The 13,820-nt window shown below is 54.7% G+C and carries 13 protein-coding genes and 1 tRNA gene; 3 read left to right on the forward strand and 11 right to left on the reverse strand.

The window, feature by feature from the left end; translation table 11 throughout:
* Positions 1–198 precede the first annotated feature (198 nt).
* From I2E69_RS02890 to uvrC, 8 genes are all read right to left on the reverse strand, one after another.
* Positions 199–1,554, reverse strand: coding sequence for a fimbrillin family protein (locus I2E69_RS02890; protein ID WP_195458640.1), 1,356 nt, complete (start codon positions 1,552–1,554; stop codon positions 199–201).
* A 45-nt stretch (positions 1,555–1,599) separates the two neighbouring features.
* Positions 1,600–1,755, reverse strand: coding sequence for a hypothetical protein (locus I2E69_RS02895; RefSeq protein WP_195458641.1), 156 nt, complete (start codon positions 1,753–1,755; stop codon positions 1,600–1,602).
* Between the two features lie 54 nt (positions 1,756–1,809).
* A complete protein-coding gene (locus I2E69_RS02900; protein WP_229095339.1) occupies positions 1,810–2,094 on the reverse strand; it encodes a hypothetical protein in 285 nt (94 codons plus the stop codon).
* Positions 2,095–2,101: 7 nt separating this feature from the next.
* Positions 2,102–3,271, reverse strand: coding sequence for an OmpA family protein (locus tag I2E69_RS02905; protein WP_195458642.1), 1,170 nt, complete (start codon positions 3,269–3,271; stop codon positions 2,102–2,104).
* 19 nt (positions 3,272–3,290) lie between these two features.
* Positions 3,291–3,701, reverse strand: coding sequence for a hypothetical protein (locus I2E69_RS02910; protein ID WP_229095341.1), 411 nt, complete (start codon positions 3,699–3,701; stop codon positions 3,291–3,293).
* 493 nt (positions 3,702–4,194) lie between these two features.
* Positions 4,195–5,166, reverse strand: a complete 972-nt coding sequence (locus I2E69_RS02915; RefSeq protein WP_195458644.1) for a tyrosine-type recombinase/integrase — start codon at positions 5,164–5,166, stop codon at positions 4,195–4,197.
* Between the two features lie 871 nt (positions 5,167–6,037).
* Positions 6,038–6,121, reverse strand: a tRNA-Leu gene (locus I2E69_RS02920).
* 68 nt (positions 6,122–6,189) lie between these two features.
* A complete protein-coding gene (gene uvrC, locus I2E69_RS02925) occupies positions 6,190–8,013 on the reverse strand; it encodes an excinuclease ABC subunit UvrC (protein WP_195458645.1) in 1,824 nt (607 codons plus the stop codon).
* 116 nt (positions 8,014–8,129) lie between these two features.
* Here uvrC and I2E69_RS02930 point away from each other — a divergent pair, with 116 nt between their 5' ends.
* Positions 8,130–9,068, forward strand: a complete 939-nt coding sequence (locus I2E69_RS02930; RefSeq protein WP_195458646.1) for a hypothetical protein — start codon at positions 8,130–8,132, stop codon at positions 9,066–9,068.
* 13 nt (positions 9,069–9,081) lie between these two features.
* A complete protein-coding gene (locus I2E69_RS02935) occupies positions 9,082–10,464 on the forward strand; it encodes a DUF5723 family protein (RefSeq protein ID WP_195458647.1) in 1,383 nt (460 codons plus the stop codon).
* 309 nt (positions 10,465–10,773) lie between these two features.
* On the opposite strand, the gene I2E69_RS02940 is transcribed toward I2E69_RS02935, so the two are convergent.
* Genes I2E69_RS02940 through I2E69_RS02950 form a run of 3 tightly spaced genes read right to left on the reverse strand, consistent with a single transcriptional unit; the run spans position 10,774 to position 12,880 of the window.
* Entirely contained in the window at positions 10,774–11,619 is an 846-nt protein-coding gene (locus tag I2E69_RS02940) for a patatin-like phospholipase family protein (RefSeq protein ID WP_195458648.1), read from the reverse strand.
* On the reverse strand, positions 11,616–12,344 hold the full coding sequence (locus I2E69_RS02945; RefSeq protein ID WP_195458649.1) for a DUF169 domain-containing protein: 729 nt from the start codon (positions 12,342–12,344) through the stop codon (positions 11,616–11,618). The genes I2E69_RS02940 and I2E69_RS02945 overlap by 4 nt, the downstream gene beginning before the upstream one ends.
* A 2-nt stretch (positions 12,345–12,346) precedes the next feature.
* Positions 12,347–12,880: a 5-formyltetrahydrofolate cyclo-ligase gene (locus I2E69_RS02950; RefSeq protein WP_195458650.1), complete on the reverse strand. Its 534-nt coding sequence runs from the start codon at positions 12,878–12,880 to the stop codon at positions 12,347–12,349.
* 209 nt (positions 12,881–13,089) lie between these two features.
* Here I2E69_RS02950 and I2E69_RS02955 point away from each other — a divergent pair, with 209 nt between their 5' ends.
* Positions 13,090–13,785, forward strand: coding sequence for a succinate dehydrogenase cytochrome b subunit (locus tag I2E69_RS02955; RefSeq protein WP_195458651.1), 696 nt, complete (start codon positions 13,090–13,092; stop codon positions 13,783–13,785).
* The last annotated feature ends 35 nt before the right edge of the window (positions 13,786–13,820 follow it).

The raw sequence follows: 13,820 nt of genomic DNA on the forward strand, positions 1-13,820 counted from the left end.
CGTCGTCCGAATAGTCTACCGAGGCCGGCCCGAGTTCGCCCCCATTGGGCTGAGAGATCGCGAACCCTGCCTCCACCACAACAGCGAATACCTCCAATTCCGGCCTTATGTAAGTTGCTTTCATCAGGTATATACTTTAATATATAAATCGGGACGGCTGTCACCCGTCCCGATAGTATAGAATTTGTCTTCCCGGAATTACTCGATCGTGTAGGTGAAGTTCGCAAACTCTACGTGGTAAGAACCGGCGGTACTCATAATCTTGATCATGATGCGCTGTCCGTTCGAAACCGTGAACGTGTGGGTCTGCGTGCCGGAACGGCATTCGTTGTCGTTTCCGGCAATGATGTTGTTACGGTCTCGGAGCCAAGCCTCGGTAATCGGACCGTTGCCCGTCACGCCGATACGGTACTTGATATTCACCAAGGCCCGGTTGGTCGCAACCTCGAAGGAGATTTTCACGGTCTTCTGGCCGTCGCACTGGATCGGAGCCGTCACGAACGCACCGTTATTACTGCTGTTGGTTCCGGCGGGAACCTGCAACTGGATACGGTTCTTCTTGAGTTTGTCGTCGCCGTTCTTGTCGCTCTTGATCTCGGCGCGGTAGAAATACCAGCCGTCGAAAAGGCCTGCCGGATCGTACTGCGGATCGACATAGTAGAAACCGTTGTCCTTCCAGGTATCCGAACCGTATTTTTTGTCGATTTCATCGGGAACCGTGATCGTAACGGTCTTCTTGTTGCAGGGAACGCTCATCGTGTAGTGATGGTTGCGCTTCAGACCGGCCAGCGTAAACGACTTGTCCGAATAAGTCAGGCCGTCGGTGGTCGTAACCTGCACGTTCATCGTCGAATGGATGCTTACCGGCAGCATACCGATCACGAACTCTTTTTGGCTGGTGGGAATGACGATCTTGTTGCATACGCTCGATGCGATGAAAGCGCCGTCCGAACCGACCGAACCAGCCGTCGGCATCACGTTGGCGCTGGTGGTAATCGTAACCAGCTTGGGGGTTTCGTTGGCGCCCAGCCCGAGGGTCATCTTGATACGGGCCATCAACGGCTTGAAAGTCAACTGGACGGGCAGGATAGTAGTATCTTCGTCGATCACGAACGGCTCCTCCCACACGTTCGAATACATATAGTCGTAATCGGCCAGGTTCGCCGTGCAGTAGGCGTCGCCCCACGTATGCTTGAACGTTTTGTTGACAGCGTCGAACGTAGCGCCGCAACTGTACGGATAGTGAGCCGCAGCGAGCATATAGCTGCCGACGGGAACATCGCCCGAGAACGTCGTGGTAGCACCCGATTTGTCGGCCGTGAATTCGAACTTCTGCGTCGTGGCGCCATTGTAGAGGAACACGGCGACTTTGTCGCCTGCAACCCACGAGGTCGTCGTTCCGTCCACCGAGGTGCGGGTTTCGGAAACCGCATCTTCGGGAATCGTCACCTGGACGTATTTCTGCATGTCTGCGGGAGCGGATACACCGTCGTCCTTGCTACATGCGCTCATGCCGACTGCGGCAAGCATGGCTATAACTACTAATTTTTTCATAGTGCATTCTGTTGTTTTGAGGGTTGATTTTCGGAAACTCGGTCGTTATTCGTAGTCATCGTAGGACATCGATCGCGTGCCTCCGAGCTCACCGCCGCCGGTTCCCGGCTCGATGTCGCTGCTTGCAGCAAATCCTTTTTCGACACGTACGGAGATCTGGAACAACTCCGGGGCCTCATAGGGCATTAACATTTTTTTCATAACTTTCTTCGTTGAATGTGACGTTGCGTTTAATTTATTTTTGAATTCTGTGGTTCAGGTTCTTACGCAGAGCACCCTGACGCTGCGCGTTTCTTCGTGTCCGAAAAGGCGTATCTCCACGACGGCCGTCCGCTCATTGGTGCGGTGCAGTTCATGCAACTGCGCTTCGACCCTCAGTTCCTCCTCCTCCGGAAGCCGTTGCACGGACCACTGGTCCTGCAGGCGGGGAGCATACACACATACCCTCCCCTCCTCCAGATAAGCCAGCAGATAGCGCATCGCCGGATTCGGCGTCTCCTTTGCCGCGAATGTTACAGACTGGGACATACAATAGATCATTCCCGGATTATTCGACAATGACTGCACGGTTCAGTTCCGGTTCGGCAAAACGGTTGTTCGTATCGCCCTCGGCCTTCTTGACCAGACGTTCGGGAGCTACACCGTACTTATTCTTCAGCAGGTTGTAGACATACTCCATCCGCTGCTCGCTCAGGCGCTGGTTCAGCTCCTTGCTGCCGGTAGCCTTGTCGGCCGAACCGATCAGCGTGAAAGTCTTGTCCTTGTCGGCCTTGATGGCGTTCTTGACATAGAATTCGAGGTTCGTAAGCTCCTTGCTGTCGAGCGTAGCCTTGCCGATCTTGAAGAAGAGCACCACGGGCGATGCGGAAACCTTCTGCTCGACAACGACCTTGGCCGGCGCGTTACGCAGTTTCTCGTTCTCGTCGCTCAGGGCCGAGTTCTTCAACGAAAGGTCGTCGTTGTTCGCCTCGAGGCGCTGGATGCGGTTGAGATAGGGTGTAACATCCACCGGCTGCACGCTCGATACGCGCGAGAAACCACGGCGGTTGAATTTGTAAGCCAGGCCGGCCGTTACCGAGAGCATGCCCTCGCCGATACGTCCGCCGGTTACGCCGTCGAAGCGCTGGTTGACAAGCAGGCAGCGGGCCTCGAGCGTCAGGTCGAGCGACTTGCAGAGGCGCACGACATTCAGCAGACCGATATCGAAGCCGATTTCGTTGTCATGAGTATCGTTGCCGTAAGAGCGCGCCCAGCCGACACCGGCATAGGGTACGAAGTTCCACGTACGGTCCTCTTTGTAGCCGCTCACGGCATTCGAGAAGTTCCACATAGCGTCGGCATGCAGGTACATTACGCCGAATTTCTCCTGGAACAGGCCGCCGTCGGCGCCCTTGGCATAGATCGTTCCGGCGGTCGTCCAGCCTTTGGCCTGAAGGCCCGCGTATCCGACACGCGCACCGATCGACGGCGTGAACCATTTACCGACATGGATGTCCAGCGCCGGGGCCAGGCGTTTACCGAATTTACCTTCGGAATCGTTCTCGCCGAAATAGAGGTTTACACCACCGGCGACTCCGACGAAAATATTATCGAAAAAGCGATTGGTTTCATAAGGACCGCGTACAATGCGGTTTTGCGCATCCCGGTTGCCATTCTCCTGAGCCGAAGCAACTCCGCCGGCGAAGACAAATAATGCAATGATGTAGAGACGTTTCATTTTGTTGTTTATTAAATGGTTAATTGTGTTGTTCTGCATGTTCTGTTGTTTGTAAGTTAATATGTGGTAATTTGGCCCTGCTTCGCTCCGACAATGCAGGGGAATCGAGTTCATCGATGTAGATGTTCGAAAGGTATTCGCGCGTCAGCGCATCGTACTGTCTGTTCACCTTGTACAAAGGCTGCATGGTGTAAGTGTTCTCGTACGACCAGAACCCGTTTGAAATTTCATGCATGCCGCCTTCCAGCCGTACGACCAGATCGTACAGGCTCGGCCGGACATTGGGATTCCATTCGTAGGTAGTGCGGCTCGACTGGATGTCGCAGGTCACGAAGTCGGTCCTGGCGACCAGTTCCCGCAGGGCCCGGCGATACATATAGGTATCCGCATTCGGGGTCAGGCATGCCGTCAGCAACTCGGGACTCTTCATAGGAGGAACCCCGGCTTCCGCAGCTTTGCGCAATGTGAGCAGAATCTTGACTGCCCATAAAACCTTAGGAGAGAGTGTCAATTTGTAAGTTATTTTATTTCAAATAGTTACACTATCTTCCCGAGTCCCATTACTATAAATAATGGGTCTTGTTTACCTAAAGCACTGACAGTCAGCTAAAAAATAGCAGATTTGGACACGATGAAGAGTAAAAAAACCGAATGTTATGCCCGTCCACCGGTTTTGAAGATCAGACGATGATTCAAAATGCAGATAATCAACAGATTAAATGACAATATGCATTTTTTTCTTATAAAATATTTGGTTATAATTATAAATAACCTTACTTTTGCAGATGACGGGAATTGTTTAAATAGCAATCATTTATATCCTGAAGACACATTATTTATAGTAATGGGCCTTGTTTCTTACATCTGCAAAGATTTTCCCTTTCATTTATTTAGTCCGAATGTCGCCAAAGTTGGCCTGAACGTCACAGATTAATGATTTTCCGATTGGCTCTGTCGATGACGTTGTGATCGAGTTGCGCAAGATAGACGCGCGTCGTTCGTTCGGAGGTATGACCCATGCCGGCGCTGATGATCGTAAGCGGAGTTCCGCAGTCGCGAGCCAGCGTCGCCCATGAATGCCGGGCCACATAAAATGTCAGCGGTTCGGAGATTTCCAGCAGTTCGCCGATTTTACGGATAAACTTGTTCAGTTCGCGCTGTTGCTGGCGGTAGGCGCGGTAACTGTCGTCCCCGTTCAGCACGGGCAGCACATACAAAGAGTCGCTATCGTATCGGTCGATGATCTCCTGCAGGGGCGCCTCGATGCGCAGGGAGAGCATCTGCCCGGTTTTCTTGCGTTTATAGGTCAGCACACCGTCGCTGATGTCGCATTTCCGCAGGTAGATCATGTCCACGAACGACATTCCCCGGGTGTAAAAACTGAACATGAAAAGGTCGCGGGCCAACGCATATTTGGGGTGCATGGCCGACAGGTCGGCATCGTAGATTCGCCGGAGGGTCTCACGCGGCAGGGCGCGCTTGCGGGTGGCCACCTGCTTGATGCGTTTTCGGTAAAAGGGATTGCCGGAAGTCGCGGGGAAAAGCCCGCTTTCGATCGCCCGGTTATAAACGGCGCGCAAGTATCTCAGGTGAAATACAATGGTATTGGTCCCCAAGCCCCGGGCCAGAAGCCATCGTTCGTAACGTTCGAGCCATTCGGCCGTGAATTGCTCGGGATACAATTTACTGCCACCCAGATACCGGGTAAGCATGCGGTATGCCATTTGGTAATTTGCAGTAGAACCGATCCGTCCCGTTCGCTCATACTCCGCGATGTGGAGCGCGAAACAGGACATGAAATCAGGGCCTGTCTTGTTGCGGGATCGCCCCGCGAATAGAGTTTGTCCCATGTAGGTACGGCGGGACGTGCCGACTAAATCTGGTGAGTGCGTCATAGAATAAAATTTAGTGAAATTGCGTTGCAAGATATAAAACCACAAATCAAAGACCGCTTAAAGTCTTGTAAATATTTGCAGTAACGGAGGGACGTTCGACCTCCGGGCACAGTTTCGAGAACCGAAAAGACCATGGGCAGGCCTAACTGTACACTGATATGGGAAACAAGGAATGCAAAACAGCGAGAATTATCTTTCTGTCGCTATACTAACGCAACAAAATATAATAATATTGCCGGGCCAACACGCCCAAACAGCGTATTTACCATACTGACAACATGCTATTTAGGAGAGAAAACCTGTTATTTCGAAACATGATCGACCACAATCACGAAGCAAAGTAAACGGCCAAAAACGTCCGGCAGCCGATCCCCCAAAAACGGCTGTTACATACTTACGGCCTCGTTTTTATAATTTTTTAAAAACTCCCGAACGAAATTGTCCGGGAAGTGATTCTGGGTTCTTCTTTTTTCCATTTGCCAAAGTTGCTTCGGCATAAAACAAACAGTCTCTTTTTTTCAATTTTTTTTGCATTTTTCTTCATTTCCGGTGTTTTTCAGATCTCCGACACCCGGGATTTTAGTGAAATTCCACCGGATTTTTACCCGACCTGAATCGTTTTTGAATCGTTTAAGTAGCCTGATCGAATCGAGATACCACCCCAAAACAAAAAAACGATCCCTCTCAGGATCGTTTTCCGCACGGCCTCAAAACTTGGAAGAAACCGTCGATAAGATATTTGATTATTTCAGTAAAACAGTTACCCGTATTACCCAGCTTTTCGCAGCAGATTTATCCGTCAGATGTCCACCGGCCAAACCCCGACAAAAGCAAAACGCCGCTTAATCAGTTGATTAAGCGGCGTTCTCCGTACCCGGAGCCGGGGTCGAACCGGCACGACATTGCTGTCATTGGTGTTTGAGACCAACGCGTCTACCGATTCCGCCATCCGGGCAAGTCTGCTTACGCAGCGAATCGGGTGGACAAAGATAGGAGATTTTCGTAACTTTTCAAAAAATACGGCTATTTTTCGAAGAAAGCCCTGATTTTTTTCGCTTTGGCCGCACCGACGAGCGCTGACAACTCCTCGATATTGGCGGCACGGACTTTCTCCACCGTACGGAAATGTTGCAGCAGGGTCTGGATCGTCTTGCCGCCAACACCCTCGATCTGCTCCAGTTCGCTGTGGATAAACGCCTTGCTGCGTTTCTGGCGGTGGAAGCTGATCGCAAAACGGTGTACCTCTTCCTGAATATGCGACAAAAAATGGAAAAGAGGCGAAGTGGGACGGACGCCGACCAGGAGGGGCGGAAAACCATAGAGCAATTCGGAGGTGCGGTGACGGTCGTTCTTGGCCAGTCCGGCAATAGGTATATCCAGCCCGAGATACTCCAACACTTCGTGAATCACGCCCATCTGCCCTTTTCCGCCGTCGGCGATAATGAGATCGGGCAATTCAGCTCCCTCTTCCTGCAGACGGCTGTAACGGCGGTAGACGACCTCACGCATCGAAGCGTAGTCGTCGGCGCCCACCACGGTCTTGATGTTAAAATGGCGATACTCCTTACGCGACGGCTTTCCATCACGGAACACCACGCATGAGGCCACCGGATGGGCGCCCTGCAGATTGGAGTTATCGAAACATTCGATATGCCGCGGTTGTTTATCGAGGCACAACGCTTTTTGGACGGCATCCATCAGCCGCTCGGTATACCGTTCGGGATTCTTGATTTCGAGGTTTTTCAACTGTTCGGCGCGGTAGATGCGGGCGCTCTTCTGCGAAAATTCCAGCAGTTCGAGTTTTTCGCCGCGCTTCGGGACCGTAAAGGTAACGCCGTCGAACAACAGCGTTGTCGAAGGCAGGAACGGAACGATCACCTCCCGGGCCAATTCGCCCCCGGCGATATGTTCGACGATATGCTGGATGGCCAGCGTCAGCATGTCCCGCTCGTCGCCCCCGATACCGGTCGAGAGTTTCACCGTCGAGACGCCCACGATCGAACCGTGGCGGATGCGCACGAAATTGCAATAGGCCACATCGTCGTCAGGCAGCAGCGAAAAAACATCGACATCGACGATCTTCGCACTGACGATCACCGACTTGCCCGCATAGTTATCCAGCGCGTCGATACGTTGTTTATACCGCTGCGCCAGTTCGAATTTCAGCCCGGCGGCGGCGCGTTCCATCTCTGCTTCGAGGTACTGGCGCACGGGGCGCAGGTCGCCTTTCAGCACCGAAACGACCATATCGACGAGTTGCGCATACTCCTCCCCGGACTGCAGCCCGACACACGGTCCCTTGCAGTTGCCCAAGTGATACTGGAGGCAGACCGTATACTTACCCTTGGCGATCAGGTCCGGCGCGAGATTGAGTTTGCAGGTCCGCAGGGGAACCACCTCGCGGATGAAGTCGAGCACGCTGTGCTGCATCATCACCGAGCCGTAGGGGCCGAAATACTGCGAGCCGTCGCGCGTCAGGATGCGCGTGGACTGCACGCGGGGAAAATGCTCCTTCCGCACGACGATCCACGGATAGGTTTTATCGTCTTTGAGCAGGATGTTGTAACGCGGCTGAAGGCTTTTGATCAGCGAGTTCTCCAGCAGCAGCGCATCGGTCTCGCTTCCCACGACGATATGACGGATTTCGGCGATCTGCTTCACCAGCGCGCGCACCTTCGCGCTGTGCTCCTTCGACTGCACGAAATACGACGACACGCGTTTGCGCAGGCTCTTGGCCTTACCCACATAGATAATCGTCCCCGAGCGGTCCACGAATTGGTAGACGCCTGGCGACAGCGGCAATAAGGCCACCTGTTCCTTCAGATTCGGTTTTTCCGTTTCAGCCATACGACCTGCAAATTTAACAAATATATTGCAAAACAGAAGGATTGTAAAAAGGTTCTCATTTTTTGTTATATTCGTCGAAAGCAGTATATTTGTGGCTCACTATCAGACCCAAGCCCATGAGAAAACTTTTCCTCCTGCTCCTCGCCGGGACACTCTCCACAGCGTGTATCGACAAGGATTACGATTTAGAAGACATCGACACCGACAACGTCACCATCGGCGGCGATGAATCCAAGTTCACGATTCCGCTGGCCAAAGTGCTCGTTTCGATGAACGAACTCGCCGACGGCGGCGTCAACATCGAGGCCATTTTCCGGGAAGCCGACATCTGGCTTCCGTCGCCGCTTCCCGAAAACAAACAATCGGTCGACCTGCAACTGTTGCAGACCAGCCAGAGCGAAGTCGACAAGCTGCTCGAAGCGCTGACGGCGCAGATGCTCGCCGACGACAATAAACTAAATGCCGTCGCCGACCTGCTGTGCGAAGACAAATACATCGGAACATTCCTGCCCCTGCTGCCCGCAGGCACGACCGTCGACCAGTTCAAACCGGTCTTCATCACGGTCTTCAAGAACGATGCAACACTGCGCAAAACGCTCAGCGACGCAGTGGAAGCCGAGGCCAGCAGCTACCTGACCACGCTCCGCATCGAACCGCTCGACTATGAGGTCGGCCACATCGACATCGGCAGCGACATCGTGGACATGCTCGCCGACAACCTCGACCCGGCGACTGTGACCAACCCCAAGAATACGCTCTACCTGAAAGGCTCGATCGCCAACGAACTTCCGGTTTCCCTGCATATCGCCCCGCTCTTCGACCCGACGGAAATTTCATTCAACGTCGACGTAGTCGCCAACACGCAGGCAAACCCGATCCCCGACACGCGGCTTTTCGCCGAAGACCTGCGGAAGATCGTCGAGGGCATCACGATCCGGATTCCCGTGACGCTTAAAACCTATTTCCCCGGCAAAGGATTCCAGGGAAATATCCAGCACCAGATCGCCATCGACCTGAGCCTCCTCAAAACGGGAGGACTGAAACTCGACATCTAACCCGCATTCCACCATGAGAAAGATAATCACCCTTATAGCGGCTGCATTCCTGGCGGCCGGCGCCGCAGCCCAAAATCCCACGGCCTACTTTATGGAGGGTTCGACCCTCCGCAGCCAGTTCAACCCCGCCTTCGCTCCGCTGCGCGGCTACGTAAACATCCCCGGCCTGGGCGGACTGGACATCAACGCCAGCGGCAACCTGGCCCTCGACAACATCCTCTATCCGCGCAACGGCAAGCTGGTGACGCTGCTCGACAGTTCCGTATCGTCGGCCGATGCGTTGGCCAACCTCAAGAACAAGAACCTGCTGGGCTCCGACTCGCGGATCAACATCATCGGCTTCGGCGCTTTCACCCGGAACCACAAGAATTTCTGGTCGTTCGACCTCAACGCCCGCGTAAATGCCGATGTCAACCTCCCCTACTCGCTCTTCGAGTTCCTCAAGCGCGGCCAGGACGGCGACATTCGCGACATCGGCGTCACGACCCACAACTACCTCGAAGCGGGCTTCAACTACTCGTTCCCGCTGATGAACGACCGGCTCTACGTCGGTGTACGCGCCAAGTTCCTGATGGGTATCGCCCGTGCCAAACTCAACTACGACCATTTCCGGGTATCGCTTGCCGACGACGCCTGGAAGATCGACGCCATCGGTCAACTGAACGTTACCGGCGCCGGAGCCGCACCCGAAGACATCAACTACGCTGAAGACGGGACCTACAAACTGGGGGACTTCGACAACTTCAAACCCACCAAACCCGCCGGCTACGGTTTCGCCGTCGACCTGGGCGCCACGTACGACATCCTCGACAACCTGCAGGCGTCGCTGGCAGTCACCGACCTCGGATTCATCAGTTGGAGCAAGAAGTACAACAGCATCGGCCTTTCGTCCAAGTCAATGGAGTTCTCGGGCGTGATCGTCGACGAGAACGGACAGAGCGAACAGCCCGATTTCGACCTCAACATCCTGGAATTCACCCCCAACGGCTCGAAGAGCGTTTCGAAGATGCTCCGCGCATCGATCAACGCCGGACTCGAATACGAGGTATGGCGCCATAAAATCGGCATCGGCCTCCTGTACACGGCCCGCGTCTGGGAGTACAAGACCCTGCACAACATCACCGGATCGGTCAACTTCCACCCCATACGCTGGTTCACGGTTTCGGGAAGCTACTCGGTGATCGACAACCGTGGCGGAGCCATCGGCTTGGCGCTGAACCTCTGCCCGAGCTGGATCAACTTCTTCCTCGCAACCGACATCGTAACGGCCAAGCACACGCCCCAATGGATTCCCATCAAGCAAAGCACGATGAACGTGACGCTCGGTCTGGGCGTACCCATCGGCAAGCGCAGCCACCGCATCGCGGCGTATGTCCGCGAAAACGACAAGCGGTAAAAACCCGCCCCGCAACCAAAACAAATCCCGGCTTGACAGCCGGGATTTGTTTTGCACGACCGGACTAAAAAAGGCCGGCACAGACACCTCGGTGCGAAAAAAAGCGGATTGACCGGGTAAAAAGGCCCTACCGCTTCGATTTTTTGGGCGCACCCATATCACTTTCAGGCAAAGACGTTGTAAATTCAGAAACTTTCTTTATCTTTGTTGCGTAAGGAAGCCGGAAATGTCTTTCGACACTCCCGGTTCTCGAATACATTGCGGCGGCCCTAAAATCTGTGTGAAGTTGCGTCACTATTTTTGAATTCTTCAAAAACGGGCCGTCGCAATCTTTTCTTCACTTTCAGCAAGAACCATACCATTTTTATCCCCGGTCCAACGCTCCAGCGCTGCACGCGTCGCTTCGCGTCCGGCTTCGATAATCTCGTCCGAATGGTAAAATTCGAACATGCCGAAGCTGTCAGCCGGCATTTCGACCATGATGTCGGGCTTGTAAAGCCGGCTCATCAGTTGCGTAATACGCTGCTGCATGATCTGCGACGAGGCGATCAGCACTTTATAATAATTCAGCGAGGCATTGGCCCGCTGAGCAGGGTTGGCCCCGAACCGGGCACTGACATCCACAGCGATCAGCAGGTCGCCCTCCGCACGCTTCACGCGGTTCAGCGGCAGCGGGTTGACCGTGCCGCCGTCGACCAACACCTGTCCTTCGCGATGCACGGGCCTGAAAACCGAGGGGATCGAGATCGACGCACGAATGGCGTCGTACAGACCGCCCTTGTCGAGCACGACCTCGCTTCCCGTCAGCAGGTCGGCCGCCACAGCCGTAAACGGCACGGGCATCTGCTCGATTTCCATGTCCGGAACCAACTCCTTCATGGCCTCCATCACCCGGTCGCCCTTGACCAGCCCTTCGGTGCTCAGCGCAAAATCGACCAGGCTGAAAACCTTGTACTTATCGAGTGCACGCATCCATTCCTTGAACGGTTCGAGATGTCCCGAAGCATATACGCCCCCGACCAACGCCCCCATCGAGGTCCCGGCAACGGACGTTATTTCAAATCCCTGGCTCTCCAACTCTTCAATGGCCCCGATATGGGCCACGCCCCGCGCGCCGCCGCCTGCAAGCACCAGCGCCGCTTTTCTCTTTTTCATATATTCTTCTTATTAATACGGTCCCGAACCTTATTCCATGCGTGGGTCCCGAAAAGACAGCTTGCACGCATCGTGCCGCACATCTCCCGCAAACGCGACATCGGCGCGACAAAACTCAGCACCGACTCCCCGACCCACGGACGCACCGAAGGGTCGAACAACCCCAGGAAGACGCTGCGCCCGCCCCGGCGGTTCTCCTGCACGGCCTGCGTCACGACGGCGCTGCACCCCGATCCGAACGGCGCACGCACGGCGTCGTCGGCATTGTTGTCGTAAACGGCCCACGACACCAGTCCGGACAGCACGTCCGGCGTAGCCAGAAAAAGCATGCCGTCTGCCATACCGAACGCTTCCACAGCCTGCGGCGTGTCGATACGCGCAAAATTGAGCCATGCCCCCGAAGCCTCCGGCACGCCGAGCCGTCCGATAAAATCCAACACCATTTCGGGCGTCTGCTTATAGTGTTCCTTCTGCGACACGAAAGTCGGCACGAACGGCGGCATCGGGGTAAAGCCGGTATAGAACTTTCCACCTCCGCAACCGATATTCCCGGCATTGAGACTCACCGGAAGTCCTTCGCAGGCCTCTCCCAGCGCCTTGAAAAAGCACCCTTCGATTTTGGGAACAGTACGCACCGACTCCGGCGAATACCAGAACAGCAGCGGCAGTCCCGCTGCCGGGCCGAACGCCTCCGCATAGGCGGCGGCAAACTCTTTTGCATCCATAATCAATCCGTTATTACATAATCCATTGCCACGTCGTGCGGCTCTGCAGGCAGTTCCCCGATCAACTGGCAGGCAAAACACACGCCGACCTTCACGGCCTTCACTCCCGGCTGCGAGAGGTATTTGTCGTAGTAACCCCGCCCACGGCCGCAGCGAACGCCCGAGGCCGTGAACGCCGTACCGGGAACGATCATGAGGTCGATCTCCGAGGGGCCGCACAACTGCGCTGCCGGCCCCGGCTCGGCGATACCGAAAGCGCCCGGGCGCAATGTCTGCGGATCGTACTCATAAAACCGCATCACGTCGCCTTCGACGCGCGGGACAACGATGCGTTTCACCGCACCCCACTGCACCAGCGCCTCCGCCGTGTCCGGCTCATCGGACAGCGAGCAAAAAAGCCCCACCGTCCGGGCCGCGCCGAAAGCCTCCAGCCGCCCGGCCCGGCCGAAAATCCGCCGCGAGGCCTCGGCCCGCTCCGCAGGAGTCATTCCGAGCGTCTGTTTGCGCATTGCGGCGCGTAGTTCTTTTTTGGTCATAAAACCCTCCTTTCAGGCATAAAATTCCCGCCCGTTTTTATTGTTATTCCGCAAACAATGGCTATCTTTGCCGAAAATAAATTTCGGCTTAGATAGGCTGCACCTCGGCATAGTCAATAACTGGCCTCTGCCCTCGGTTTGTGCTATCTTTGCGTGCGAAATAAAAGCAGAACACAAATCATTAACAAATATAACAAATTAAAATCATTATGAGCTGTTTTCTATCTAATTCCTCGCTTGGCAAGAAGTTAGTAATGAGCGTGACGGGCGTGTTCCTCGTGCTCTTCATCCTCTTCCACATGTCGATGAACATTACGGCGATCATCTCGCCCGAGGCGTACAACATGATTTGCGAGCTGCTGGGCGCAAACTGGTATGCGCTGGCCGGAACGGCCGTACTGGCGCTGGGCGTCTTCGTCCACTTCCTCTACGCCGTCATCCTCACGCTGAACAACTACAAGGCGCGCGGCTCGCAGCGTTACGCCGTGACGGTTCAGGAGCCGGGCGTGGCCTGGGCTTCGAAAAACATGCTCGTACTGGGCTTCATCATCCTGGGCGGCCTTTTGATCCACCTTTTCAACTTCTGGTCGAAGATGCAGCTCGTGGAGATTCTGGGCGGACACGAGAACTCGCTGGGCCTCGATCCCGCAGACGGCGCTTCGCTGATCGCCTACACCTTCTCGCAGTGGTACTACGTGGTGATCTACCTCGTATGGTTCGCCGCCCTGTGGTTCCACCTCACGCACGGCGTATGGTCGATGTTCCAGACCGTGGGCTGGGCCAACGACACGTGGTATCCCCGTCTGAAGTGCATCGCCAACATCGTGGCCACGATCGTATTCCTCGGGTTTGCAGCCGTGGTGCTCGTTTACTTCCTTTTCCCCTGCATCGCAGGCGTATGCTAATCACCCCATTGTAGAATAATAAACACACAAACGAT

It is taken from the genome of Alistipes sp. D31t1_170403_E11, assembly GCF_015553985.1.
GTDB lineage: Bacteria > Bacteroidota > Bacteroidia > Bacteroidales > Rikenellaceae > Alistipes > Alistipes montrealensis.

What these genes read in the sequence shown, in the direction of transcription:
- I2E69_RS02890 (WP_195458640.1), bottom strand. Translation starts at nt 1,554, where the DNA reads ATGAAAAAATTAGTAGTTATAGCCATGCTTGCCGCAGTCGGCATGAGC.
- I2E69_RS02895 (WP_195458641.1), bottom strand. Translation starts at nt 1,755, where the DNA reads ATGAAAAAAATGTTAATGCCCTATGAGGCCCCGGAGTTGTTCCAGATC.
- I2E69_RS02900 (WP_229095339.1), bottom strand. Translation starts at nt 2,094, where the DNA reads ATGATCTATTGTATGTCCCAGTCTGTAACATTCGCGGCAAAGGAGACG.
- I2E69_RS02905 (WP_195458642.1), bottom strand. Translation starts at nt 3,271, where the DNA reads ATGAAACGTCTCTACATCATTGCATTATTTGTCTTCGCCGGCGGAGTT.
- I2E69_RS02910 (WP_229095341.1), bottom strand. Translation starts at nt 3,701, where the DNA reads ATGAAGAGTCCCGAGTTGCTGACGGCATGCCTGACCCCGAATGCGGAT.
- I2E69_RS02915 (WP_195458644.1), bottom strand. Translation starts at nt 5,166, where the DNA reads ATGACGCACTCACCAGATTTAGTCGGCACGTCCCGCCGTACCTACATG.
- uvrC (WP_195458645.1), bottom strand. Translation starts at nt 8,013, where the DNA reads ATGGCTGAAACGGAAAAACCGAATCTGAAGGAACAGGTGGCCTTATTG.
- I2E69_RS02930 (WP_195458646.1), top strand. Translation starts at nt 8,130, where the DNA reads ATGAGAAAACTTTTCCTCCTGCTCCTCGCCGGGACACTCTCCACAGCG.
- I2E69_RS02935 (WP_195458647.1), top strand. Translation starts at nt 9,082, where the DNA reads ATGAGAAAGATAATCACCCTTATAGCGGCTGCATTCCTGGCGGCCGGC.
- I2E69_RS02940 (WP_195458648.1), bottom strand. Translation starts at nt 11,619, where the DNA reads ATGAAAAAGAGAAAAGCGGCGCTGGTGCTTGCAGGCGGCGGCGCGCGG.
- I2E69_RS02945 (WP_195458649.1), bottom strand. Translation starts at nt 12,344, where the DNA reads ATGGATGCAAAAGAGTTTGCCGCCGCCTATGCGGAGGCGTTCGGCCCG.
- I2E69_RS02950 (WP_195458650.1), bottom strand. Translation starts at nt 12,880, where the DNA reads ATGACCAAAAAAGAACTACGCGCCGCAATGCGCAAACAGACGCTCGGA.
- I2E69_RS02955 (WP_195458651.1), top strand. Translation starts at nt 13,090, where the DNA reads ATGAGCTGTTTTCTATCTAATTCCTCGCTTGGCAAGAAGTTAGTAATG.